Origin of the sequence: Caballeronia sp. BR00000012568055 (genome assembly GCF_029439455.1) — a bacterium.
In the GTDB taxonomy this organism is placed as follows: domain Bacteria; phylum Pseudomonadota; class Gammaproteobacteria; order Burkholderiales; family Burkholderiaceae; genus Caballeronia.
The window spans coordinates 59,287-81,675 of the sequence record NZ_JAQFVG010000297.1 but is presented as its reverse complement, the minus strand read 5'-3'; the positions used below and the strand labels follow the sequence as shown (position 1 = coordinate 81,675).

The window sequence follows — 22,389 nt, the reverse complement described above, 5'->3', positions numbered from 1 at the left end:
CTATTCCGATCCAAAGACCGGCCGCACCCGCATCAAGCGCCCACACTTATCGACTGTTAGTTTTTAAAGAGCACACCGCAAAACCGAATTCACTACCCTTCCGTCTTGCGTCGCTGCATCAGCAGCAGAGAAACGAGATTATGAAGAACGTTTCGGAGGTTGTCAACAACTTTCTGAAAACTCTTGCTGACCACTTCGAAGCATCTTCCCCGAGACTCACTGAAAGCAAACGGCTCGTGCAGACATTGCACGAGCCGTCGCGTAAGTCTTGGTGCCGGTTGCAGGACTCGAACCCGCCACCTCATGATTACAAGTCAAGCGCTCTACCTGATGAGCTAAACCGGCGAAGGACGAAATTCTACTTCATTTAATGACTTTGAGGTGGGAACGTCCAGACGATTTCGATGCATCGTCTTCGGCGCTTGCAACCTCTTCCTGCGATGCAGCCGGACTTTCTTGCTCCGATGCCTCGCTCAGCTCCGAATCGCGCTCGATGGCACGCGAAACGCCAGCCGAATCCGCCGCAACCTGAGCCGTTGCTTCGACTGGAAACGCCATTCCCTGCCCGTTCTCTCGCGCATAAATGGCGAGTACGTTGGTCACCTGTACTTCGATCTTGTGCGACTTGCCCGAAAAGCGCGCGCTGAACTCGATCCATTCATTGCCCATCTGCAACTGACTGGTGGCCTCGAAGCTGATATTCAGCACGATCTCGTCGTTGCGGACGAACTGGCGCGGCACGCGCGTGGCGGCATCGACACGTACGGCAATGTGCGGCGTGAATCCGTTATCCGTGCACCACTCATAGAGCGCGCGCAGCAGATACGGCTTGGTGGAAATCTCTTGCATCAACTTTCCTCTGCCTGAGCGCGAGGGCGCGAAACCGCGCCGCCGCGTCCAAGCGCATTCAAACTATCGACGCATCACCTTTTCGGAAGGCGTCAGCGCTTCAATGTAAGCCGGACGGCTGAAAATACGTTCGGCGTACTTCATCAGCGGCGCAGCGTTCTTCGACAACTCGATGCCGTAGTGATCCAGACGCCACAGCAGCGGCGCGATGGCGACGTCGAGCATGGAAAACTCTTCGCCCAGCATGTACTTGTTCTTCAGGAAGATCGGCGCGAGTTGCGTAAGGCGATCGCGGATCGCGCTGCGTGCCTTCTCGTGGTTCTTCTCTGCCGCCTTGCCCTTCTCATTCTCCAGAGTGCCGACGTGGACAAAGAGTTCCTTCTCGAAGTTGAGCAGGAACAGGCGCGCGCGGGCGCGCTGCACCGGATCGGCCGGCATGAGTTGCGGATGCGGGAAACGCTCGTCGATGTACTCGTTGATGATGTTCGACTCGTACAGGATCAGATCGCGTTCGACGAGAATCGGCACCTGACCATACGGGTTCATCACTGCAATGTCTTCCGGCTTGTTGAACAGGTCAACGTCGCGGATTTCGAAATCCATGCCCTTTTCGAACAACACCAGCCGGCAGCGCTGGGAGAACGGGCAAGTAGTGCCGGAATACAGAACCATCATGTTTTTAAAGTTCCTTCAGTAAACTCGAAGGGCCGGCCGCGACGTTTTCTTGCCGAAAACGCCGTCGCGCCGACCCACGCCGTAGAAGGCGCGCTATTTGATATCTTTCCAGTATGCCGCGTTCAGGCGCCACGCGAGGAAGCTCAACAGCGCCAGGAACAGCAGGACCCAGACCCCGAGCCGTTTGCGCTGCTGCTGCGCCGGTTCGGACATCCACGAAAGGTACGAAACCAGATCGGCCACAGCAGAATCATAATCCACGTTGGACATGGCACCCGGTGTTACCTGAGTGTAACCCACGAACCTTTTTACCTTTTCGCCGGTCTTTTCGTCCGTATCGGTTTCGAATTTCGCGTCGCGGATGCCCTGCAGCGTCCACAACACGTGCGGCATGCTCACATTTTCATATACGCGATTATTCCATCCGGTCGGTCGTGTCGGATCGCGATAGAAACTCCTCAAGTACGTATAGAGCCAGTCCTTGCCGCGCGCCCGCGCTTCCACTGACAAATCCGGCGGCGATGCGCCGAACCATGCTTTCGCATCATCCGGACGCATGGCGATCGACATCGTGTTGCCGACCTTGTCCGTCGAGAAAAGCAGATTTTCCTGAATCTGCTTTGGCGTGATGCCGATGTCGGTCAGCCGGTTGTAACGCATCAAATTCGCGCTGTGGCAATTCAGGCAGTAGTTTACAAAGATTTGCGCGCCGTGCTGCAGGGACGCGAGATTGTCGGAGCCGTCGGGCGCGCGGTCCAGCACCGCTTCTTCCTCCGCCTGAACCGGCGCTACCGCGCCAAACGCGAACAGCACCGCACCGACCATCGCTATTGTAGAGAGCCATTTTTTCATCTATTTGTCTCCTGGACTCGAGCTCAGTGAGGTTTGAAGTGCACTCGCTCGGGCGGCGTCTTGAATTTGCCGCGCGGCGTCCAGAACGGCATGCCGAGGAAAAACGCGAAGTAGATCAGCGCGCAGATTTGCGCGATCAGCGTCGCGGCGGGCGATGGAGGTCGCGTGCCCAGAAAGCCGAGCATCAGAAACGCGAAGATGAAGATCGCGTAGAAGACTTTGTGGAACAGCGGGCGGTATCGGATCGACTTGACCGGACTGCGGTCGAGCCACGGCAAGAAGAACAGCGACACCACCGCCGTGCCCATCACCACCACGCCCCAGAATTTCGATTCCGTCAGCGCCATGAAGATCAGCACTGCGACCGCGAGCACCGGCAGGCCGAGCTTCCACTTGCCGCGCGCCTTGATCAACGCGAACAGGCCGAGCAGCGCAATCACGATCATCAACACGATCTTGAACGGATCAGTGGTGGCGCGAAGCATGGCGTAGAAGGCGGTGAAGTACCAGACCGGCGCGATTTCCGGCGGCGTTTGCAGCGGATTGGCCGGCACGAAGTTGTTCGCTTCGAGGAAGTAGCCGCCCATTTCCGGCGCGAAGAAAATGATCGCCGCGAAGATCAGCAGGAACACGGACACGCCCATGAAGTCGTGCACCGAGTAATACGGATGGAACGGAATGCCGTCGATCGGAATGCCGTTCGCGTCTTTCTTCGCCTTGATCTCGATGCCATCCGGATTGTTCGATCCGACTTCGTGCAACGCCACCAAATGCGCGACCACCAGCCCGACCAGCACGAGCGGAATCGCGATCACGTGAAACGCGAAGAATCGATTCAACGTGACGTCCGACACCACGTAGTCACCGCGAATCCACAGCGACAAATCCGGGCCGATAAACGGAATCGCCGAAAACAGGTTCACGATCACCTGCGCGCCCCAGAAGGACATTTGCCCCCACGGCAGCAAGTAGCCGAAGAAGGCCTCGGCCATCAGGCATAGGAAAATCGCGCAGCCGAAGATCCACACCAGTTCGCGCGGCTTGCGATACGACCCGTACATCAGCCCGCGGAACATGTGCAGATACACGACGACAAAGAACATCGACGCGCCCGTGGAGTGCATATAGCGGATCAGCCAGCCCCACGGCACCTCGCGCATGATGTACTCGACCGATGAAAACGCGAGCGTCGCATCGGGCTTGTAGTTCATGGTGAGGAAAATGCCGGTGACGATCTGATTCACCAGCACCAGCAAGGCAAGCGAGCCGAAGAAGTACCAGAAGTTGAAGTTCTTCGGCGCGTAGTACTCGGAGACGTGTTGCTTCCAGGTCGAGGTCAGCGGAAAGCGGCGGTCGATCCAGCCGACCAGTCCCGTCGTCTCGACTTCCTTTTCAGCGCTAGCCATTTAAGCCTCTCCCTTTTCGTCCTTGCCGATCACGAGTTGCGTCGCGGTAGTGAACATGAACGGCGGAATGTCCAGGTTCTGCGGCGCAGGCTTGTTCTTGAACACGCGGCCGGCCAGGTCGTAGGTCGAGCCGTGACACGGGCAGAGAAAACCGCCCGGCCAGTCGTCAGGGAGATTGGGTTGCGCACCTTCCTGGAAGCGCGGCGTCGGCGTGCAGCCCAGATGCGTACACACGGCGACGGCCACCAGAATGTTTTTGTGATCGGCGCGCGATCGATACTCGTTGTTGCAGTACTCCGGCAACGGCATCGAGAATTCCATCTTCGACTTCGGGTCGGCGACTTCGTTGTCGGCCTTCTTGATGTCGGAGAGCATTTCATCCGTGCGGTTGAGAATCCACACGGGCTTGCCGCGCCAGGCGACCGTCATCATTTCGCCGGGCTTGAGTCCGCTGATATCGACCTCGACGGGCGCGCCCGCCGCCTTGGCCTTCTCCGATGGAGCGAACGAACTCACAAAAGGAACTACGGTTGCCACACCTCCGATGCCACCAGCCACAGTCGTCGCTATCAGCCAGGTACGGCGGCCGCCGTCGACGCGTTTTTCATCCTTGTCTCGCATCACACGCCCCACTTCTGAGTTGGATTTATACCGTCACATCAGTGTTTCGCCGTTAGTGTGCGCGAATGGAGTTGCCATTTACAAGGCCCATCAAGCAAAAATCACTCTAATTACTTGATGCTTCAGGGTTTTCCCTGCGTTTTCGCGCATATTCGTAAAGCATTCTTTTAAGCGGCTTGCAAGTCCTGATAATCCCGCGTGCGGCTTAATTACGCATTAAACCGGATTATCGATATCGATGAAAACGTGCTCGATATCGAACGCTTCGGACAGGTGCGAACCGAGCGCCTGCACGCCGTATCGCTCGGTGGCGTGATGGCCCGCCGCGATGTACGCAACGCCCGATTCCGCCGCGATATGCATGGTCTGCTCGGACACTTCGCCGCTCAGATAGACGTCCGCGCCCACCGCGATTGCTTCTTCGAAATACCCTTGCGCGCCGCCCGTGCACCACGCCACGCGACGCAACTCGAGATCCGAATCGCCGAAAACGAGCGGCTTGCGCCCGAGCGCATTTTCGACGACCGCCGTGAAGTGCTCCAGCGACAACGGCATACCGAGCAACGCCGACCAGCCCAGATCCTGATCCGCAAAACGCCGATCCGCGATCAAGCCAAGACGCGACCCGAGTTGCGCGTTATTGCCGAAATCCGGATGCGAGTCCAGCGGAAGATGGTAGGCGAACAAATTGATGTCGTTCTGCATCAGTGTGCGCAGACGCTGATATTTTCGCCCCGTGATATGCGGCGCTTCGTTCTTCCAGAAGTAGCCGTGATGCACGAGCACAGCGTCCGCGCCCCACTCGTGCGCAGCTTCGAGGAACGCCAGCGACGCGGTCACGCCGGTTGCAATCTTCTGGATGCGGCGCGTGCCTTCGACCTGTAGGCCGTTCGGGCAATAGTCCTTGAAGCGACCGATTTCCAGCAGATTGTTCAGATACAATTCGAGTTCGATCCGATCCATGAAATCCTCTATCCCTTCAAATGCTTAGACGCTTCTGGCTATTGTTTGCCCAAGCGGTCACCGTGCTTTTGGCCTTGATGTTCATCATCGCGACCTTGAAACCGCAGTGGCTTCAACGTCAGGGCCAGTTCGGCAAGCAGCTCGCCGAGCCGATCGTCGCGTTGCAGGAAGTGGCGCCGAGCATCGGCTCGCGCTCGCTTCAGTCGTCCTATGCCGATGGCGCGCAGAAAGCCATGCCCTCGGTCGTGAACGTGTTTTCCAGCAAGGACGGCAATCTGCCGCCCGACCCGCGCGCGAAAGACCCGCTGTTCCGCTACTTCTTCGGCGACAAGAACAAACGCAAGAGTGACGAGCCGCCAGCGTCGAATCTCGGCTCAGGTGTCATCGTCAGCTCGGAAGGTTACATTCTAACGAACCAACACGTTGTGGATGGCGCGGATCAGATTGAAGTCGCGCTGGCGGATGGTCGTACGTCGAGCGCGAAAGTGATCGGCGTCGATCCGGAAACCGATCTTGCCGTGCTCAAGATCAACATGACGAATCTGCCGGCGATCACGCTCGGGCGGATGGAAAACACGCACGTGGGCGACGTGGTGCTGGCGATCGGCAATCCGTTCGGCGTGGGTCAGACGGTGACGATGGGTATCGTCAGCGCGCTCGGACGCAATCACCTCGGCATCAATACGTTCGAAAACTTCATTCAGACCGACGCGGCCATCAATCCCGGCAATTCGGGCGGTGCGCTGGTTGATGTGAACGGCAATCTGCTCGGCATCAATACCGCGATTTATTCGCGCAGCGGCGGCTCGCTGGGTATCGGCTTCGCCATTCCGGTTTCGACGGCGCGCAGCGTGCTGGAGAGCATCATCACGACGGGCACGGTCACGCGCGGCTGGATTGGCGTAGAACCGCAGGACGTGACGCCGGAGATCGCTGAATCGTTCGGGCTGGATCAGAAGTCCGGCGCGATCGTCGCGGGCGTGCTGCAAGGCGGACCGGCCGACAAGGCAGGCATCAAGCCCGGCGATATCCTCGTCAGCATCAACGACGATACGATCACCGACACCACGCGCCTGCTGAACGTCGTCGCGCAGATCAAGCCGGGCACATCGGTGAAGGTTCATCTGATGCGCAAGAACAAGGAACTCGACGTCAACGTGACGATCGGCAAGCGTCCCGCGCAACCACGTGCGCCGCAGATGCCGGACGAGGACCAAGGCGATCAGGGCGACCAAAGCGACGAATAAACGCTTAGGCTTCAAATGCGAAAAAGGCAGCTTCGATAATCCGAAGCTGCCTTTTTTATTGCCCTTATGGTGCAACGCCGAGGGAAAACACCAAGACAAAATGCCGCAGTTATTTAACCGTGACCTCGGTGCTTTCGGCTGACTCCTTCGGTGTCACAAACCGCGCCGCGATAATCCCCGCCTCATAAAGAATGATGAGCGGAATCGCCAGAATGAGCTGCGAGAAAACATCGGGCGGCGTCACGACGGCGGAAATGATGAACGCGCCGACGATCACATAAGGCCGAATCTGCTTGAGCTTGGCAATGCTCACCACGCCCATGCGCGCCAGCAGCACGACGACGATCGGCACTTCGAACGTCACGCCGAAGCATAGGAACATGGTGAGCACGAAGCTCAGATAGTTGTCGATATCCGTGGTCATTTCCGCGCCGAGCGGCGCGTTGTAATGCGCCATCACGCGGAAAATGGTCGGGAACACGACGAAGTATGCGAACGCCATGCCGCACAGAAACAGCGCGTAGCTGCTGAATACGAGCGGCGCGACGAGCTTCTTCTCGTGCTGATACAAGCCCGGCGCAACGAACGCCCAGATTTGATACAGCACGATCGGAAGCGCGATCACGAAGGCCACCAGCATGGTCACCTTCATCGGCACGAAGAACGAGCCGGTGACGTCGGTGACGATCATCTTGCCGTCCTTCGGCAGGTTCTGCATCAGCGGACGCGCGAGCAGCCTGAAGATATCCGGCGCCCAGTACACCAGCCCGACGAACACGACGATAACCGCCGCGCCCGCGCGAATAATGCGATCGCGCAGTTCGACGAGGTGCGATATGAACGTCTCTTCGACGGGCTCTTGGTTAGTATGTTGCGGGTCGCTCACGCCGGCCCTCGGTATGGATCAATCGATGGAAGGGAATGCGGCCGGCTCAAAAGAATTTGGTCGGCCGGCGCAGCGTCGCGGGCGTATGACGTGCCACGCGGGCCGCACCCGATTGCACGCGCGTGCGGCGCCCGGTCGTACGCTTGTACCAGTTGGGCACCGCGCCTTGCTTGACGCGCCAGTTCTTGCGCTTCGAATTCGACGACGCCGTTCTGATCCACGATTTATCCGATGCGAACGCATCCGACGACTCCGCGCCGCCCGCAATGCTCGGCGACACCGACGTGCCCTGATTCCAGGCATCGTTCAGTTCGGATTCGTGCTTCTTCAGATTGTCGTGAATCGACGATTCGACGTTCGATGCCGCGGTCTCGAACTCGGTGCGCATTTTCTTCAGCTCATCGAGTTCCATCTCACGCGAGACTTCCGCTTTGACGTCGTTGATATAGCGCTGAGCGCGCCCGAACAGCGCGCCCGCGGTGCGCGCGACGCCCGGCAGGCGCTCCGGGCCGAGCACCACGAGCGCCACGACGCCGATCAGCGCCATTTTGGTCAGACCGAGATCGAGCATTGAACGAGGAGTGGAAGGTTGCGGTCGGCGGGCGGATTAACGGTAGTCGTTCGAACGCGTCTTGTCTTTCGCCTCGACATCCACCGCGCCGTTACGCGGCAGTTCGCGTTGATCTGCGGACGTCGGCGTTTCGCCTTCGCGCATGCCTTCCTTGAAGCCCTTCACCGCGCCGCCCAGATCGCCGCCGATATTGCGCAGTTTCTTCGTGCCGAAAACCAGCGCTACGATCAGCAGAACGATCAACCAATGCCAAATGCTCAACGAACCCATGAATGAAAATTCTCCGTTATTTCCATCGCCGCCCCTGCCGCGATGAACGATCGGCCTTGCGGCCCGAGCCAAAACACCTTCGCTTCAGCTATCGATTACCGATTTTGCGCGTCCAATATTGCATGGAAAAGGTGCACGCTCAGAAAAATCGTTTTAGCCCATTCGCTTCCACGGCCGTTCGCCCGCAAGCAAATGCGCGTGAATGTGATACACCTCCTGCCCGCCGCCCGGTCCGGTATTGATCACCGTGCGGAATCCGGTCTCGCCGCCCGTATAAGCGACGCCCAGATCCTTCGCGAGACGCGCGACGAGACTAATCATTCTACCAAGCAGCGGTGCATCGTTTTCTGTGCAGTGCGACAGAGTTTCGATGTGCTTTTTTGGAATAACGAGTACGTGGACGGGCGCGGCCGGATTGATATCGTTGAAGGCGAGAAACTCGTCGTCTTCATAGACTTTGTTGCTCGGAATCTGCCCGGCGGCGATTTTGCAGAAAATGCAGTTTTCCTGGCTCATGAATGTCTCGCTGATCAGAACCACGCGCGCGGGTCGAGCGTCTTGTTCTCGTACAGATACAACCAGCCCTTGATGATTCGATACAGCGTCCACACCCACGCCACGCCGAGAATCAGAAACCCGAGGCCAAGCGCCCAGATCAGCGCAAAACCGACGATATGCCCGAGCACCGACCACCAAAAGGTGCGAATCTGCCAGGTGAAATGGTCTTCGTACGGCGTGCCGGCCGCATCGCCGCGCTTGATGTAGTTGAGGATGATCGCGACGAGCCCCGTCAACCCGCCCGACAGCCAATAGAACGCGTACAACGCATACAAGATATGCGTGAACGTGCGCATATTGCGCGGATCGGCGGAATCCTGAACGACGGGCGGCGGATACGGTTCATAAGGACGATTCATGCGTGCCTCCTTCGCGCTTCGGCATAGTGTCGAAAACGCAGCGATAAACGCTCGTCAGCCGCCGTTTTCCTCGCGCTCGCGCGATTTGCGCAGCGCCTTCTCCTCGATCCCCGATAAACCTTCGCGCCGTTCCAGTTCCGCGACGACATCGGCGGGGCTCAAGTCGAAATGCGACAGCATCACGAGACAATGAAACCACAAATCGGCGACTTCCCCGACGAGCGCTTTCGGCGCGCCGCCGTGGCGCGCGTCCTTTGCAGCGAGCACGACTTCCGTCGCTTCCTCGCCGATCTTCTTCAGGACCGCGTCGTCACCTTTATGAAAGAGTCGGGAAACGTAGCTTTGTTCCGGATCGCCGCCCTTGCGGCTGTCGATAACGGCGGCTAAGCGCAGCAGCGTGTCCAGCGTGGTGGCTTGCGTCATTTGTAGATGCTTTCGGGGTCTTTCAGGACCGGCTCGACGGCAACCCACTCGCCGCTGTCTGCCGTGCCTTCGAATTTCTGGAAAAAACAGGAATGGCGGCCGGTGTGGCACGCAATGCCCGAGACTTGCTCGACTTTGAGCAGCACGACATCTTCGTCGCAATCGAGGCGAACATCGTGGACATGCTGTACGTGCCCCGATTCTTCGCCCTTGAACCACAGACGCTGGCGCGAGCGCGAAAAATACACGGCGCGCTTCAGTTCGATGGTCTTCGCCAGCGCCTCGCGATTCATCCACGCGAACATCAGCACGTCGTTGGTCGTGTGTTCCTGCGCGATCACCGGCACGAGGCCGTTCGCGTCCCATTTCACGTGGTCGAGCCAGTTTTGATCGCTCACGCTCACGTCCTCACCGAAATGCCCTGATCGGCCATGAAGCGCTTCGCCTCGCCGACCGTGTGTTCACCGTAGTGAAAAATGCTCGCTGCGAGCACCGCGTCCGCATGACCATCGACGATACCGTCCGCCAGATGTTGCAGCGACCCGACGCCGCCCGATGCGATCACCGGCACCGGCACCGCGTCCGATACGGCGCGCGTCAGCGCCAGATCGAAACCCGATTTCGTGCCATCGCGATCCATGCTGGTCAGCAAAATTTCGCCCGCGCCGAGTTCGGCCATCTTGCGCGCCCATTCGATCGCGTCGATGCCCGTCGCCTTGCGCCCGCCGTGCGTAAACACTTCCCAGCGCGACGGCTCGCCGTCCGCCGACACGCGCTTCGCATCGATCGCCACGACGATGCACTGTGAGCCGTGCTTGTCCGACGCGTCGCGTACGAGCTGCGGATTCGCCACCGCCGACGAGTTCATGCTGATCTTGTCCGCGCCCGCGTTCAGCAGCCGGCGCACGTCTTCGACCGCGCGCACGCCGCCGCCGACGGTCAGCGGAATGAACACTTGCGACGCCACCGCTTCGATGATCGGCAGAATCAGATCGCGTTGATCGGAAGTCGCGGTGATATCGAGGAACGTGAGTTCGTCGGCGCCCTGATCGTCGTAACGGCGCGCAATTTCCACGGGATCGCCCGCGTCGCGCAGTTCGAGAAAATTGACGCCCTTCACGACGCGGCCAGCGGTCACGTCGAGACAGGGGATGATGCGTTTAGCGAGAGCCATATTCGGAAGTGATGCCAAAGTAGAGAGCCGGGCGCGCCCGGCCATGCTCGCGCTGCGGTGAAATCAGGCGCCGTCCGCCTCGTTGAGCGCATCGGCGCGGGTTTGCGCGGCGGCGAAATCGAGGTCGCCGGAGTAGATCGCGCGGCCGCAGATCACACCTTCGATGCCCTCGTTTTCCACTTCGCACAGCGATTCGATATCGGCGATATTCGACAGCCCGCCGCTCGCGATCACCGGAATCTTCACTGCGCGCGCCAGCCGCACCGTCGCTTCGATATTGATGCCCTGAAGCATGCCGTCGCGGCCGATATCCGTGTAGATGATCGACTCGCAGCCGTAGTCTTCGAACTTCATGCCGAGATCGACGACTTCGTGGCCGGTCAGCTTGCTCCAACCGTCCGTGGCCACCTTGCCGTCCTTCGCATCGAGCCCGACGATGATATGGCCGCCGAACGCGCTGCACGCATCCTGCAAGAAGCCCGGATTCTTCACCGCTGCCGTGCCGATGATCACGTACGACAGACCATCGTCCAGATAGCGTTCGATGGTTTCCAGGTCGCGGATACCGCCACCCAGTTGCACCGGAATTTCACTGCCCACTTCTTCGATGATCGCGCGAATGGCGTCGCCGTTGCGTGGCTTGCCGGCGAATGCGCCGTTCAGATCCACGAGATGCAACCGACGTGCGCCGCGATCGACCCAATGTCGGGCCATCGCCGCCGGATCTTCTGAAAAAATGGTCGCCTGGTCCATATCGCCCTGCTTGAGGCGCACGCACTGACCGTCTTTAAGATCGATGGCCGGAATGAGCAGCATAGGTATCGCGTATTTTCTGGGTAAAGTTGATAAAACGACGCCGCGCGGTCTCTCGTGCCGTATCGGCGGTCGTCTCGCTAGTGTAGTACAAGTCTTGCAACGGCCACGTTCGCGTCAGATCACGCTGAACGCTGGCGTTATTACGGATTCCAGTGCACGAAATTGCGATAGATGCGCAGTCCCGCGTCTGCGCTTTTTTCCGGGTGAAATTGGGTCGCGAAGATATTGTCACGCGCCACCGCCGACGTGAATGCATCGCCGTACACGGTTTCGCCCGACGTATGCGCGGCATTTTCCGGCACCACGTAGTAGCTGTGCACGAAGTAGAAGAACGCGCCGTCCGCGACGCCGTCCCACATGGCGTGCTTCTGCGCCTGACGCACGCGGTTCCAGCCCATTTGCGGCACCTTGAAGCGCGAGCCGTCGTCCTGAAGTTTGCCTTCGAGCTGGAAACGCACCACCTTACCCGGCAACAGGCCGAGCCCCTTCGTGTCGCCTTCTTCGCTCCAGTCGAACAACATTTGCTCGCCAACGCAGACGCCCAACATCGGCTTTTCGCGCGCGGCCTGCATCACCGCATCCTGAAGGCCGGATTGCGCCAGATGACTCATGCAGTCGCGCATCGCGCCCTGACCGGGCAACACGATGCGGTCCGCCGAATGAATGCCCTGCGGCTGATCGACGATCGCCACGTCCGCGTCGGGTGCCGCCTTTTTCAGCGCCTGATAGACCGAGCGCAGGTTGCCCATTCCGTAATCAACAATCGCAATCGAAGTTTTCATTTCAAAGATGGCATCAAGGCCTTCAACCCGTTGACGATGAATTCCACCGCCAGCGCGGACAACATCAAACCCATCAGACGCGTGCCGATATTGATTCCCGTGCGCCCGACCCAGCGCGCGATCGGCTCCGCCAGATTCAGCGCGCCGAAGCACAGCGCCGCGATGATCGCGCCCAGCACGACCAGCCCGAAGCGGTCGTACCAATGCTGCGCATTCGCAGCATAAACGATCACCGTACTGATCGATCCCGGCCCGGTGAGCAGCGGAATGGCGAGCGGCACGACGGCGATGTTATTGCGCTCCTCGGCTTCCATGCGTTCTTCCGGCGTCGAACGCGCGTTGCCGACCTGCGCGTTCAACATGCTGATCGCCATGAGCAGCATGATGATGCCGCCGCCCACTTCGAACGATCCGACCGAAATCCCGAAGAACGCGATGATCTGCTGCCCAAGCAGCGCCGTGACCGCGATCACGCAGAACACCGAAATACACGCGACGCGGATGGTATTGCGCTTTTCCGTGTCCGATTGCTGCTGGGTGAGGCTAAGAAAAAACGGTATCGCGCCAATCGGATTGATCAGCGCGAGCAAGGAGATAAACGACTTGAACAGATCCATCGTGTTTCAGACATCTCGAACGCGAGAACTGTTTAGAGGCTGCCTTTGGTCGACGGAATCTGTCCCGCCGCGCGTTCGTCGAGTTCGCACGCCATGCGCAGCGCGCGCCCGAACGCCTTGAACACCGTTTCGAGCTGATGATGCGCGTTGAGGCCGCGAAGATTGTCGATATGCAGCGTCACGCCCGCGTGATTCACGAAACCACGGAAAAATTCGATGCTCAGATCGACATCGAACGTACCGATGCGTGCGCGCGTGAACGGCACGTGGAACTCCAGCCCCGGACGCCCGGAAAAGTCGATCACCACGCGCGACAGCGCTTCGTCCAGCGGCACGTACGCGTGCCCGTAACGGCGAATGCCCTTGCGATCGCCGATGGCTTTCGCCACCGCCATGCCGAGCGTAATGCCGGTATCTTCGACCGTATGGTGATCGTCGATATGGAGGTCGCCATGCGCTTCGATGTCGAGGTCGAAAAGCCCGTGACGGGCGATCTGATCGAGCATGTGATCGAGGAACGGGACGCCGGTGGCGAGCTTCTGCTTGCCGGTGCCGTCCAGATCGAGCTTCACACGGATCTGCGTTTCGCTGGTGTTGCGAACGACTTCCGCAATGCGCATGGTGATTCCTTGAGACTTAATCGAAAGTGGAGAGTTTTTTGAGCGCGGCGACCATTTGGGCGTTCTCTTCGGCCGTTCCGACCGTCAAACGAACACAATTCGCCAGCAATGGGTGCATTTTACCCACGTTTTTTACCAAAACCCGCGAAGTCAGCAGGGTTTCGAAAGCAACTGACGCATCCGGAACACGCACGAGCAGGAAGTTGCCCGCGCTCGGATAAACCGTCATGCCGGGCAGGGAGGCGATTTCGCGCGCAAGCGTGGCGCGTTGCGTGCGCAGCTCGGCGGCTTGTGCGTCGAGCACGTCGAGATGATCGAGCAGAAAATCGGCGGTGGCCTGCGTCAGCACGTTGATGTTGTACGGCGCGCGAACCTTGTCAAATTGCACGATCCATTCGGGACGGCCGGCCATGTAGCCGAGTCGAATGCCGGCGAGACCGAGCTTGGAGACCGTGCGCATCACGACGACGTTGTCGAATTCCGCGACGCGCGGCATCCACGTGTTTTCCGCGAACGGCTGATACGCCTCGTCGATCACCACCAGACTTTTCGATGACGCCGCGATGATGCGTTCGATGTCGGCATCGTCGTAAAGCGTGCCGGTCGGGTTGTTCGGACACGCGAGGTAGACGAGCGCGGGCGCGTGTTCTTCGATCTCGGCGATCAACGCGTTGGCATCGAGCGTGAAGTCTTCCCGCAACGGCACGCCGATAAACTCGAGATGCGCGAACGCCGCCGACATTTGATACATCACGAAGCCCGGCACTGGCGCGACCACTTTTGCGCCGGGTTTTGCGCACGCCACCGCCATCATGCTGATGAGTTCGTCCGATCCGTTGCCGAGCAGCAGGTCACACGCGTCGGGCACGTGCATGGTGCGCTTGAGCTTCGCGATCAGTTGCGCCGGTCGCGGCGACGGATAGCGATTCAGCGCCACGCCCGCAAGATGCTCGCCCAGTTGCCTGGCGAGATCGGCGGGCAGCGTGTAGGGATTTTCCATCGCGTCGAGCTTGATAAGGCCCGTGGAATCGGGCACCGGATAGCTCGACATCGCGAGGACGTCGGGACGAATGATGTCTTGTGCTGTGGTCATGTCGCGCGAGCGGCTCTCAGGCCGCTTTATCGTCTGTTGCGTTAACCGATGTTCTTCATCCGATACTCAGCGCTCTTGGCGTGCGCCTGCAGACCTTCGCCATACGCCAGTTCCGCCGCGATTTCACCAAGCGTCTGCGCGCCGTCCGCGCTGACTTCGATCACGCTCGAACGCTTCATGAAGTCGTACACGCCGAGCGGCGACGAAAAGCGCGCGGTGCGCGAAGTCGGCAAAACGTGGTTCGGGCCGGCGCAGTAATCGCCGAGGCTTTCGCTGGTGTAGCGGCCGAGGAACATCGCGCCTGCGTTGTGAATAAGCGAGGCCCACTGGTGCGGATCGAGCGCGGAAATCTCCAAATGCTCCGGCGCGATATCGTTCGCAATCGCGCAGGCTTCGGCCATGTCCCTCACCTTGATCAGCGCGCCGCGATCTTCGAGCGAACGCTGAATCACATCACGGCGCGGCATCGACGGAAGCAGTTCGATGATCGCGTCTTCCACGCGTTTGATGAAGTTGTCGTCCGGGCACAGCAGAATGGATTGCGCGAGTTCGTCGTGTTCGGCTTGCGAGAACAGGTCCATCGCGACCCAGCGCGGGTCGGTGGTGGCATCGCAAATCACGAGGATTTCGGACGGCCCCGCGATCATGTCGATGCCAACGGTCCCAAAAACGCGACGCTTCGCCGATGCCACATACGCGTTGCCCGGCCCGCAAATCTTATCGACCGCCGGCACGGTTTCAGTGCCGTACGCGAGCGCCGCCACCGCCTGCGCGCCGCCGATCGTAAACACGCGATCCACACCGCCGAGCAGCGCCGCCGCCAGCACGAGAGGATTCTTCACGCCGTCCGGCGTCGGCACGACCATCACGATTTCCTTCACGCCCGCGACGCGCGCCGGAATCGCATTCATCAGCACGGAAGACGGATACGCCGCCTTGCCGCCCGGCACGTAAATCCCCGCGCGATCCAGCGGCGTGACTTTCTGGCCGAGCACGGTGCCATCGGCTTCGGTGTATTGCCAGCTATGACTGCCGCACTCGATACGCTGTTTCTCGTGATACCCGCGCACCCGCGCCGCCGCCGCTTCGAGGGCTGCGCGCTGCTTGGGCGCTAGCCCTTCGAGCGCCGCTTCCATTTCCGAGAACGGCAGTTCCAGCGACGTGACGCTGTCCGCCTTCAGGCGATCGAATTTGTTGGTGTAGTCGAGCACGGCTGCATCGCCGCGCACTTTGACGTCGCCGAGGATCTGCGCGACGGCGCGCTCGATTGCTTCGTCCTCGCTCGCTTCGAACGCGAGAACCGCACGCAGCGCCTTCTGGAAACCATCGGTGCTTGAATCGAGTTTGCGAATCTTGATAGACATGCTGGTTTTCCGTTTTGCTTGCAGCGCGCCGCCGAGTACAGTCGGTCGCGCTAGTTATTCGTTACTGCCGACGCGCGCTCGAAGGCATCGAGATAGGGCTTGAGCGCCGCGCGCTTCAACTTGAGCGCCGCCTGATTCACAACCAATCGCGACGAAATCTGCATGATCTCTTCGACTTCGACGAGGTTATTCGCGCGCAACGTATTCCCCGAACTGACCAAATCGACGATGGCATCGGCCAGGCCGACCAGCGGCGCGAGTTCCATCGAACCGTAGAGCTTGATCAGATCGACGTGTACGCCTTTCGCTGCGAAGTGCTGCCGCGCGGTTTCGGTGTATTTCGTCGCGACACGCAGACGCGCGCCCTGTCGCACCGCGTTCGCGTAATCGAAACCGCCCTTCACCGCCACCGACATCCGGCAACGCGCGATATCCAGATCGACCGGCTGATACAAGCCGCTGCCGCCATGCTCGATCAACACGTCCTTGCCCGCGACGCCGAAATCCGCAGCACCATATTCGACGTACGTCGGCACGTCCGTGGCACGCACGATAATCACACGCAGATTCGGATTGGTGGTCGGCAGGATCAGCTTGCGCGACGTTTCGGGATCTTCGGCCACTTCCACGCCCGCTGCGGCGAGCAGCGGCACGGTTTCCTCGAAGATACGCCCTTTCGACAACGCGAGCGTGAGCGGCGCGCTCGCTTCCACCGACGACGACGTCTGCGGCAAGGAACTCATTGTTCGACCCCGCTGCCCTTGATGCGTCGCACGTTCGCGCCGACGGCCGTGAGCTTCGACTCCATCCGGTCGTAACCGCGATCGAGGTGATAGATACGATCGATCAGCGTCTCGCCGTCCGCGCACATCGCAGCAATCACGAGACTCGCGGATGCGCGCAGATCGGTTGCCATCACCTTCGCGCCCGACAACTGTTCGACGCCGTTCACCAGCGCCGTATTCCCGTCGATGGTGATATGCGCGCCCAGACGGTTCAGTTCCTGCACGTGCATGAAACGGTTTTCGAAGATCGTCTCGACGACCTGCGACGTGCCGTTGGCAATCGTATTCAGCGCCATGAACTGCGCCTGCATATCGGTCGGGAACGCGGGATATTCCGACGTACGAATATTCACCGCGTCCGGACGCTTGCTCATCCGCACGCGCATGAACCGCTCGCCTTCTTCGATAGAAACGCCCGCTTCGCGCAGCTTCGCGGTCACGGCATCCAGCAACATCGGAGTGACGTTGCGCAAGGTGACATCGCCGCCGGCTGCGGCGACCGCGCACAGGAACGTGCCCGCTTCGATCCGATCCGGCACGACGTCGTGCGTCGCACCGTGCAGCTTCTCGACGCCATGAATCACCAGCCGATCCGTGCCGATGCCATCGATCTTCGCGCCCATCTTCACGAGCAGATGCGCAAGATCGGTCACTTCCGGCTCACGCGCCGCGTTTTCGATCACCGTCTCGCCGTCCGCCAAGACCGCAGCCATCAGCAGATTTTCGGTGCCGGTCACGGTAATCATGTCCGTCACGATTCGCGCGCCCTTCAGACGCTTCGCGCGCGCTTCGATAAAGCCATGCTCGATATTGATCTCCGCGCCCATCGCCTGGAGACCCTTGATGTGCTGATCGACCGGACGCGCGCCGATCGCGCAGCCGCCGGGCAACGACACCTTCGCCTCGCCGAATCGCGCGACGAGCGGACCGAGCACGAGAATCGACGCACGCATGGTCTTGACCATTTCGTACGGCGCGACGAGCTTATCCACCTTCGACGCGTTCAGCGTGATCTTTCCATCTGCCGATACGTCCGATTGCACGCCCATCTGCTTCAGCAATTTGAGCATGGTGCGCACGTCCTGAAGATTCGGAACGTTCGACAAATGCACATCGTCTGCCGTCAGCAGGCTCGCACAAAGAATGGGCAGCGCCGCGTTCTTCGCACCCGAGACGGTGATTTCGCCGGAGAGCTTCGCGCCCCCCGTGATGACCAGTTTATCCATGATGACCTGTCCTTCGACCGAGCTCCCTGCCGCGGAACCGTTCGCGGCGCCGCGTGTTTCTTGAATGATTCGCACTGTTTCCTGCCGGTGATGCCGGTGTTACTAGGTTGTTTCGATGACCTGATTTGGCTTCGCCGGGTGGACTCAGGCCGGTTTCCACTCGTCGGGGGTCAGGGTCTTCATGCTGAGCGCATGAATCTCCTGCTTCATGCGCTCGCCGAGCGCCGCATAAACCAGTTGATGACGCGCAATCAGCCGCTTGCCGACGAACGCATCACTGACGATGGTCGCGAAAAAGTGCTGACCATCGCCTTCTACTTCCAAATGCTGGCAAGCGAGCCCGCCAGCGATGTAGTCCTTCACTTGCTCCGGAGTCGGCAACATGAAAGTCTCCTTGAGATTTTAGTGACGCAGCTTGTAGCCGCTCGCGAGCATTCGCACGGCGATCAGCGCGAGCACGACCAGAAACGCGCCGACGATGCTCAGGCTGATCAGCGGGTTCACATCGGACAGGCCGAAGAAACCGTAGCGGAAGCCGTCGATCATGTAGAAAAACGGATTCAGATGCGAGACCGCGCGCCACAACGGCGGCAGCGTATGCGTCGAATAGAACACGCCGGACAGAAACGTCAGCGGCATGATCAGGAAGTTCTGAAACGCGGCGAGTTGATCGAACTTATCCGCCCAAATCCCGGCGATCAAGCCCAGCGTGCCGAGAATCCCGGAGCCAAGCACCGCGAACGCAATGATGTAGAACGGCGCGGAAAAAGACATCGGGATGAACCATATCGTCACGATGAACACGCCCAGCCCGACGCACAAGCCGCGCACCACGGACGCCAGCACATAGGCGAAGAACATCTCCCAATGCGCGATCGGTGGCAATAGGACGAAAACGAGATTGCCCGTGATCTTCGACTGAATCATCGACGACGAACTATTGGCGAACGCGTTCTGCAACACGCTCATCATCACGAGACCCGGCACCAGAAAGCTCGTGTAGCCGACGCCCGGATACACCTGCACGTGCCCCGACAATGCGTGACCGAAAATGGTCAGATACAGCAGCGCCGTAATGACGGGCGCGAGCACGGTCTGAAACGACACCTTCCAGAAGCGCAGCAGCTCCTTGTAGAACAACGTCTGGAAACCGCTCATGAAAGTCCCTCTACTACGTCCGGCTCGTTCATCACCTGCATGAATACGTCTTCGAGATCCGCCTTGCGCACATCGATTTCATCGAACGTGCAGCCTGCGGCGCGGCATTTCGCGAGAATCGGCTCGACTTCGTCATAGCTCGACAGGCGCAGCAAATGTTGCGCGCCGCCGACCGCGTTCGGATCGACTTCCAGCGCGCGCAATTCGGCGGGCAACACGCCGCTCGAAAATCGCAGATAAAGCTGCATGCCCGCGAAACGCTGCAACAGCGTGCTCGTGCGTTCGAGCGCCACGACTTCGCCGCGACGAAGCATCGCGAGGCGGTCGCACAGCGACTCGGCTTCTTCAAGATAGTGCGTCGTCAGCACGATGGTGTGGCCTTCGCGATTCAAACGCGAAATGAACTTCCACAAGGTCTGACGCAATTCGACATCGACGCCCGCCGTCGGCTCGTCCAGCACGATTACCGGTGGCCGATGCACCAGCGCCTGCGCCACCAGCACGCGGCGTTTCATGCCGCCGGACAGCGCGCGCGTGTTGACGTCGGCTTTTTCGGTGAGATCGAGGTTGAACATGATCTCGTCGATCCAGTCGTCGTTATTGCGCAAGCCGAAATAGCCCGACTGAATGCGCAGCGACTCACGGACGGTGAAGAACGGATCGAACACGAGTTCCTGCGGCACCACGCCGAGCGCCCGGCGCGCTGCGCGAAAGTCGCTGACGACATCGTGGCCGCGCACGGAAATCGTGCCGCTATCGGCGCGCGCGAGACCGGCGAGAATGCTGATCAAGGTGGTCTTGCCCGCGCCGTTCGGGCCGAGCAGGCCGAAGAACTCGCCCTCTTCCACCGAGAGGCTCACGCCTTTGAGCGCCTGAAGCTCCTTGTAGCGCTTTCTGACGTTTCGGATTTCTATGGCTGACATGACAGTGCGCGCCTGGAGCGGCGTCGCCTCGATTGTGCGGATGACGTTTGACGGACCCGAACTCGGCCAAAAAGGGCCGTGTGGTGCCGAAAAAACATTTGATTATAAGGGCAAAGCCATTTGCCGACTTTGAGCGATCCTGCTGGCGACGGCGAAATGTTCAGCCGCCGCGCCTGAACTGCGTCAGGACAGGATCAATGTCGGAAGGTGAGAAGCGTATCGACGCCGTAGGCTTGCGCGAGACTGGCCAGCCCGGAAGGAATATTGACGATGTCCAACGCCGCGCCGCGCGCGGTCGCTGCGCGCTGCCATGCGAGCAGTACAGCGAGCGCGGACGAATCGAATTGCTTGAGCGGCGCGCAATCGACTTCCGATGCGCCCGCCGCGATGCGCGACAGACCCGCGTCGAGCGCGGCCTTCGCGCTCTCGTGGGTCAGCGTGGCGGCGGTTTGAAACCGGCCGCCGCCTGCAACATTGGCCTGCGTGCTCACGATGCCTTGCCGTTCGCCAACTGCTGATTACGCTGCGTGAGGAACTGCACCAGACCGTTCACGCCGTGTTGCTGAATCTGCTCGTTGAACTGCTGTTGGTACGCCTGAATCAGCCATGCGCCGAGCACGTTAATGTCGTACACGCGCCAGCCTTGCGCCGTCTTGTATAGACGATAGTCGAGTTCGACCGGCGAACCGTTGTTCATCACGACCGAGCGGACCACAACGTCCGTATCGTCCGGCGATGCGCGGAACGGCTTGTACTGGATGGTCTGGTTACGCACTTGCGCAAGCGCGCCCGAATACGTGCGGATCAGCAGCATCTTGAACTGCTCGACGATCTGCTTTTGCTGCTCCGGCGTGGCCGTGTTCCAGTTGCGGCCCATCACCAGACGCGTGGTGCGCGTGAAATCCGTGTACGGCAGGATCTTTTCGTTGACGAGCTTGGTGATTTCGTTGACGTCACCCGCCTGAATGTTCTTGTCAGTCTTGATCTGATCCAGCACTTCCTGCGTGACCGTCTTGATCATGCCGTCCGGCGAATTAGTATCGACGGCTTGCGCGGACGCGGAGCCGCAGAACGCCAGAAACATGGCGAAGACCGGAAGCAAAAGAAATTTTTTCATCACATACCCTGCAGAAATAGTGGCTTGAGTTTGAGCGTGCCGGCTTTTGTGAGTTCAGGCGGCACGCTGTACAAAGCTGTCAAAAATGTTACCGCGTATTTGCGCAACCGCGCTCAACGCAGGCGGAATGAAGGGAAGCCCGGCGGTGCGTGCGGCGGCACGTACTGATTGCCCGGCACGGTCGAGTGGCTCGCCGCATTCGGCGCCTCAGCCGCTGACGCAGGTTCCGCGCCCGAAGCTGCAGCCGGGGCAACCGCCGTTGCCGATGCGCCGGCCGGAGTCGCTGCCTGCGCGCCTTCTTCGTCGTAATTCGGCAGCGCTGCTTCGCCGTAATCCGGCGCGGTTCCGCTGTCGCCGGAAATCAGATACTGACGGCGTTGCAAGTAGGCATTGCGCACGAACGAGTATTTGTCGAGCGCGGCATCGGCAAGTACGTCAGTGGCGCCGAGCAGATTGGCGCGCGTGTTGACGAGATTCACGCCGTACAGCGCCCAACTCACCGAATCAGGACTCACATACGTCAGCGGATTGCCGAAATAATCGACCACCAGTCCGCTGGTGTCGCGCACCGTGCTCGGTCCGAGCAGCGGCAGAACCAGATACGGACCTGATGGCACGCCGTAGTGACCGAGCGTCAGGCCGAAGTCGCCGGCGTGCTTCGGCAGTTTTGCAATCGTGGCCACGTCGAACAAGCCGCCGACGCCGAACACTGTGTTGATCGCAACACGCATGATGTCCGACACACCGTCCGCAATCTTCAATTGCAGCAGATTGTTCGCAGCGATGTACACGTCGCCGATATTCGAGAAGAAGTTGGTGACGCTATTGCGCACCGGCTCCGGAACCGCCCACACGTAACCCTTCGCCACCGGCTTCAACGCGTACGTATCGATCGTGTCATTGATCGTGAACATCGTGCGGTTGTAGCTTTCGAGCGGATCGCCCTTGGTCGGCGTGGTCACCGTCGCGCAGCCCGCGAGCATGCCCGCCGCCGCAACAGCGACGACCGCCCGCCTGATCCCCAACGCGTGCAT

29 protein-coding genes and 1 tRNA gene are annotated in these 22,389 nt (G+C 59.9%); 1 reads left to right on the top strand and 29 read right to left on the bottom strand.

What is annotated here, in order from left to right:
- Nucleotides 1–269: 269 nt before the first annotated feature.
- The 7 genes from P7F28_RS18490 to P7F28_RS18460 all read right to left on the bottom strand — a co-directional run bounded on the left by P7F28_RS18490 (nt 270) and on the right by P7F28_RS18460 (nt 5,366).
- Nucleotides 270–345, bottom strand: a tRNA-Thr gene (locus P7F28_RS18490).
- A gap of 18 nt (nt 346–363) precedes the next feature.
- Nucleotides 364–849: a ClpXP protease specificity-enhancing factor gene (locus P7F28_RS18485; protein ID WP_277186037.1), complete on the bottom strand. Its 486-nt coding sequence runs from the start codon at nt 847–849 to the stop codon at nt 364–366.
- Between the two features lie 63 nt (nt 850–912).
- A complete protein-coding gene (locus P7F28_RS18480) occupies nt 913–1,524 on the bottom strand; it encodes a glutathione S-transferase N-terminal domain-containing protein (RefSeq protein ID WP_008344155.1) in 612 nt (203 codons plus the stop codon).
- Between the two features lie 93 nt (nt 1,525–1,617).
- Nucleotides 1,618–2,376: a cytochrome c1 gene (locus P7F28_RS18475; protein WP_277186036.1), complete on the bottom strand. Its 759-nt coding sequence runs from the start codon at nt 2,374–2,376 to the stop codon at nt 1,618–1,620.
- A 23-nt stretch (nt 2,377–2,399) separates the two neighbouring features.
- Nucleotides 2,400–3,782 carry a cytochrome bc complex cytochrome b subunit gene (locus P7F28_RS18470; protein ID WP_277186035.1) on the bottom strand — a complete coding sequence of 461 codons (1,383 nt, stop codon included), beginning with the start codon at nt 3,780–3,782 and terminating at the stop codon, nt 2,400–2,402.
- Nucleotides 3,783–4,403, bottom strand: coding sequence for a ubiquinol-cytochrome c reductase iron-sulfur subunit (petA, locus tag P7F28_RS18465; RefSeq protein ID WP_277186034.1), 621 nt, complete (start codon nt 4,401–4,403; stop codon nt 3,783–3,785).
- Nucleotides 4,404–4,619: 216 nt separating this feature from the next.
- On the bottom strand, nt 4,620–5,366 hold the full coding sequence (locus P7F28_RS18460) for a Nif3-like dinuclear metal center hexameric protein (protein ID WP_277186033.1): 747 nt from the start codon (nt 5,364–5,366) through the stop codon (nt 4,620–4,622).
- Between the two features lie 20 nt (nt 5,367–5,386).
- On the opposite strand from P7F28_RS18460, the gene P7F28_RS18455 reads away from it, so the two are divergent.
- Entirely contained in the window at nt 5,387–6,613 is a 1,227-nt protein-coding gene (locus P7F28_RS18455; protein WP_277186032.1) for a S1C family serine protease, read from the top strand.
- Between the two features lie 109 nt (nt 6,614–6,722).
- Here P7F28_RS18455 and tatC read toward each other — a convergent pair whose 3' ends face one another.
- The 22 genes from tatC to P7F28_RS18345 all read right to left on the bottom strand — a co-directional run bounded on the left by tatC (nt 6,723) and on the right by P7F28_RS18345 (nt 22,389).
- On the bottom strand, nt 6,723–7,499 hold the full coding sequence (gene tatC, locus P7F28_RS18450) for a twin-arginine translocase subunit TatC (RefSeq protein WP_277186031.1): 777 nt from the start codon (nt 7,497–7,499) through the stop codon (nt 6,723–6,725).
- 46 nt (nt 7,500–7,545) lie between these two features.
- On the bottom strand, nt 7,546–8,070 hold the full coding sequence (tatB, locus tag P7F28_RS18445; RefSeq protein ID WP_277186030.1) for a Sec-independent protein translocase protein TatB: 525 nt from the start codon (nt 8,068–8,070) through the stop codon (nt 7,546–7,548).
- A 36-nt stretch (nt 8,071–8,106) separates the two neighbouring features.
- A complete protein-coding gene (gene tatA, locus P7F28_RS18440) occupies nt 8,107–8,340 on the bottom strand; it encodes a Sec-independent protein translocase subunit TatA (RefSeq protein WP_277186029.1) in 234 nt (77 codons plus the stop codon).
- Between the two features lie 153 nt (nt 8,341–8,493).
- A complete protein-coding gene (locus P7F28_RS18435; protein WP_277186028.1) occupies nt 8,494–8,856 on the bottom strand; it encodes a histidine triad nucleotide-binding protein in 363 nt (120 codons plus the stop codon).
- A gap of 14 nt (nt 8,857–8,870) precedes the next feature.
- Nucleotides 8,871–9,257, bottom strand: coding sequence for a hypothetical protein (locus tag P7F28_RS18430; RefSeq protein ID WP_277186027.1), 387 nt, complete (start codon nt 9,255–9,257; stop codon nt 8,871–8,873).
- 54 nt (nt 9,258–9,311) lie between these two features.
- A complete protein-coding gene (locus P7F28_RS18425) occupies nt 9,312–9,680 on the bottom strand; it encodes a phosphoribosyl-ATP diphosphatase (RefSeq protein WP_277186026.1) in 369 nt (122 codons plus the stop codon).
- Nucleotides 9,677–10,078 (bottom strand): phosphoribosyl-AMP cyclohydrolase, encoded by a 402-nt coding sequence (gene hisI / locus P7F28_RS18420; protein ID WP_370467350.1) that lies wholly within the window; start codon nt 10,076–10,078, stop codon nt 9,677–9,679. The genes P7F28_RS18425 and hisI overlap by 4 nt, the downstream gene beginning before the upstream one ends.
- A 2-nt stretch (nt 10,079–10,080) precedes the next feature.
- Entirely contained in the window at nt 10,081–10,854 is a 774-nt protein-coding gene (gene hisF / locus P7F28_RS18415) for an imidazole glycerol phosphate synthase subunit HisF (RefSeq protein WP_277186024.1), read from the bottom strand.
- 63 nt (nt 10,855–10,917) lie between these two features.
- The gene (gene hisA / locus P7F28_RS18410) at nt 10,918–11,670 is read right to left on the bottom strand and encodes a 1-(5-phosphoribosyl)-5-[(5-phosphoribosylamino)methylideneamino]imidazole-4-carboxamide isomerase (protein WP_277186023.1); all 753 of its coding nucleotides are present in this window, start codon (nt 11,668–11,670) and stop codon (nt 10,918–10,920) included.
- A 140-nt stretch (nt 11,671–11,810) separates the two neighbouring features.
- Complete coding sequence (gene hisH / locus P7F28_RS18405; protein WP_277186022.1) at nt 11,811–12,452, bottom strand: imidazole glycerol phosphate synthase subunit HisH; 642 nt, start codon at nt 12,450–12,452, stop codon at nt 11,811–11,813.
- Entirely contained in the window at nt 12,449–13,069 is a 621-nt protein-coding gene (locus P7F28_RS18400) for a YchE family NAAT transporter (RefSeq protein ID WP_277186021.1), read from the bottom strand. The genes hisH and P7F28_RS18400 overlap by 4 nt, the downstream gene beginning before the upstream one ends.
- Nucleotides 13,070–13,101: 32 nt before the next feature.
- A complete protein-coding gene (hisB, locus tag P7F28_RS18395) occupies nt 13,102–13,689 on the bottom strand; it encodes an imidazoleglycerol-phosphate dehydratase HisB (RefSeq protein ID WP_277186020.1) in 588 nt (195 codons plus the stop codon).
- Nucleotides 13,690–13,705: 16 nt separating this feature from the next.
- Nucleotides 13,706–14,782 (bottom strand): histidinol-phosphate transaminase, encoded by a 1,077-nt coding sequence (hisC, locus tag P7F28_RS18390; RefSeq protein ID WP_277186019.1) that lies wholly within the window; start codon nt 14,780–14,782, stop codon nt 13,706–13,708.
- A gap of 41 nt (nt 14,783–14,823) precedes the next feature.
- Entirely contained in the window at nt 14,824–16,146 is a 1,323-nt protein-coding gene (hisD, locus tag P7F28_RS18385; RefSeq protein ID WP_277186018.1) for a histidinol dehydrogenase, read from the bottom strand.
- A gap of 50 nt (nt 16,147–16,196) precedes the next feature.
- Nucleotides 16,197–16,889, bottom strand: a complete 693-nt coding sequence (gene hisG, locus P7F28_RS18380) for an ATP phosphoribosyltransferase (protein WP_277186017.1) — start codon at nt 16,887–16,889, stop codon at nt 16,197–16,199.
- A complete protein-coding gene (murA, locus tag P7F28_RS18375; protein WP_277186016.1) occupies nt 16,886–18,157 on the bottom strand; it encodes a UDP-N-acetylglucosamine 1-carboxyvinyltransferase in 1,272 nt (423 codons plus the stop codon). The genes hisG and murA overlap by 4 nt, the downstream gene beginning before the upstream one ends.
- Before the next feature lie 144 nt (nt 18,158–18,301).
- Nucleotides 18,302–18,541: a BolA family protein gene (locus P7F28_RS18370; protein WP_277186015.1), complete on the bottom strand. Its 240-nt coding sequence runs from the start codon at nt 18,539–18,541 to the stop codon at nt 18,302–18,304.
- An 18-nt stretch (nt 18,542–18,559) separates the two neighbouring features.
- Complete coding sequence (locus tag P7F28_RS18365; RefSeq protein WP_277186014.1) at nt 18,560–19,315, bottom strand: ABC transporter permease; 756 nt, start codon at nt 19,313–19,315, stop codon at nt 18,560–18,562.
- Nucleotides 19,312–20,238, bottom strand: coding sequence for an ABC transporter ATP-binding protein (locus P7F28_RS18360; protein WP_277186013.1), 927 nt, complete (start codon nt 20,236–20,238; stop codon nt 19,312–19,314). Before P7F28_RS18360 ends, P7F28_RS18365 begins: the two co-directional genes overlap by 4 nt.
- A gap of 194 nt (nt 20,239–20,432) precedes the next feature.
- The gene (locus P7F28_RS18355; RefSeq protein ID WP_277186012.1) at nt 20,433–20,729 is read right to left on the bottom strand and encodes an STAS domain-containing protein; all 297 of its coding nucleotides are present in this window, start codon (nt 20,727–20,729) and stop codon (nt 20,433–20,435) included.
- The gene (locus tag P7F28_RS18350) at nt 20,726–21,355 is read right to left on the bottom strand and encodes a phospholipid-binding protein MlaC (protein ID WP_277186011.1); all 630 of its coding nucleotides are present in this window, start codon (nt 21,353–21,355) and stop codon (nt 20,726–20,728) included. The genes P7F28_RS18355 and P7F28_RS18350 overlap by 4 nt, the downstream gene beginning before the upstream one ends.
- A gap of 113 nt (nt 21,356–21,468) precedes the next feature.
- Nucleotides 21,469–22,389, bottom strand: coding sequence for a VacJ family lipoprotein (locus P7F28_RS18345; protein ID WP_277186010.1), 921 nt, complete (start codon nt 22,387–22,389; stop codon nt 21,469–21,471).

Coding starts and splice junctions, on each gene's coding strand:
- hisA (WP_277186023.1), bottom strand. CDS start 11,670: ATGCTGCTCATTCCGGCCATCGATCTTAAAGACGGTCAGTGCGTGCGC.
- P7F28_RS18455 (WP_277186032.1), top strand. CDS start 5,387: ATGCTTAGACGCTTCTGGCTATTGTTTGCCCAAGCGGTCACCGTGCTT.
- murA (WP_277186016.1), bottom strand. CDS start 18,157: ATGGATAAACTGGTCATCACGGGGGGCGCGAAGCTCTCCGGCGAAATC.
- P7F28_RS18425 (WP_277186026.1), bottom strand. CDS start 9,680: ATGACGCAAGCCACCACGCTGGACACGCTGCTGCGCTTAGCCGCCGTT.
- hisH (WP_277186022.1), bottom strand. CDS start 12,452: ATGAAAACTTCGATTGCGATTGTTGATTACGGAATGGGCAACCTGCGC.
- P7F28_RS18485 (WP_277186037.1), bottom strand. CDS start 849: ATGCAAGAGATTTCCACCAAGCCGTATCTGCTGCGCGCGCTCTATGAG.
- tatA (WP_277186029.1), bottom strand. CDS start 8,340: ATGGGTTCGTTGAGCATTTGGCATTGGTTGATCGTTCTGCTGATCGTA.
- hisC (WP_277186019.1), bottom strand. CDS start 14,782: ATGACCACAGCACAAGACATCATTCGTCCCGACGTCCTCGCGATGTCG.
- P7F28_RS18435 (WP_277186028.1), bottom strand. CDS start 8,856: ATGAGCCAGGAAAACTGCATTTTCTGCAAAATCGCCGCCGGGCAGATT.
- hisB (WP_277186020.1), bottom strand. CDS start 13,689: ATGCGCATTGCGGAAGTCGTTCGCAACACCAGCGAAACGCAGATCCGT.
- hisG (WP_277186017.1), bottom strand. CDS start 16,889: ATGAGTTCCTTGCCGCAGACGTCGTCGTCGGTGGAAGCGAGCGCGCCG.
- hisF (WP_277186024.1), bottom strand. CDS start 10,854: ATGGCTCTCGCTAAACGCATCATCCCCTGTCTCGACGTGACCGCTGGC.
- P7F28_RS18400 (WP_277186021.1), bottom strand. CDS start 13,069: ATGGATCTGTTCAAGTCGTTTATCTCCTTGCTCGCGCTGATCAATCCG.
- P7F28_RS18365 (WP_277186014.1), bottom strand. CDS start 19,315: ATGAGCGGTTTCCAGACGTTGTTCTACAAGGAGCTGCTGCGCTTCTGG.
- petA (WP_277186034.1), bottom strand. CDS start 4,403: ATGCGAGACAAGGATGAAAAACGCGTCGACGGCGGCCGCCGTACCTGG.
- P7F28_RS18360 (WP_277186013.1), bottom strand. CDS start 20,238: ATGTCAGCCATAGAAATCCGAAACGTCAGAAAGCGCTACAAGGAGCTT.
- P7F28_RS18350 (WP_277186011.1), bottom strand. CDS start 21,355: ATGAAAAAATTTCTTTTGCTTCCGGTCTTCGCCATGTTTCTGGCGTTC.
- P7F28_RS18480 (WP_008344155.1), bottom strand. CDS start 1,524: ATGATGGTTCTGTATTCCGGCACTACTTGCCCGTTCTCCCAGCGCTGC.
- P7F28_RS18475 (WP_277186036.1), bottom strand. CDS start 2,376: ATGAAAAAATGGCTCTCTACAATAGCGATGGTCGGTGCGGTGCTGTTC.
- P7F28_RS18345 (WP_277186010.1), bottom strand. CDS start 22,389: ATGCACGCGTTGGGGATCAGGCGGGCGGTCGTCGCTGTTGCGGCGGCG.
- P7F28_RS18430 (WP_277186027.1), bottom strand. CDS start 9,257: ATGAATCGTCCTTATGAACCGTATCCGCCGCCCGTCGTTCAGGATTCC.
- P7F28_RS18470 (WP_277186035.1), bottom strand. CDS start 3,782: ATGGCTAGCGCTGAAAAGGAAGTCGAGACGACGGGACTGGTCGGCTGG.
- P7F28_RS18460 (WP_277186033.1), bottom strand. CDS start 5,366: ATGGATCGGATCGAACTCGAATTGTATCTGAACAATCTGCTGGAAATC.
- hisD (WP_277186018.1), bottom strand. CDS start 16,146: ATGTCTATCAAGATTCGCAAACTCGATTCAAGCACCGATGGTTTCCAG.
- tatB (WP_277186030.1), bottom strand. CDS start 8,070: ATGCTCGATCTCGGTCTGACCAAAATGGCGCTGATCGGCGTCGTGGCG.
- P7F28_RS18370 (WP_277186015.1), bottom strand. CDS start 18,541: ATGTTGCCGACTCCGGAGCAAGTGAAGGACTACATCGCTGGCGGGCTC.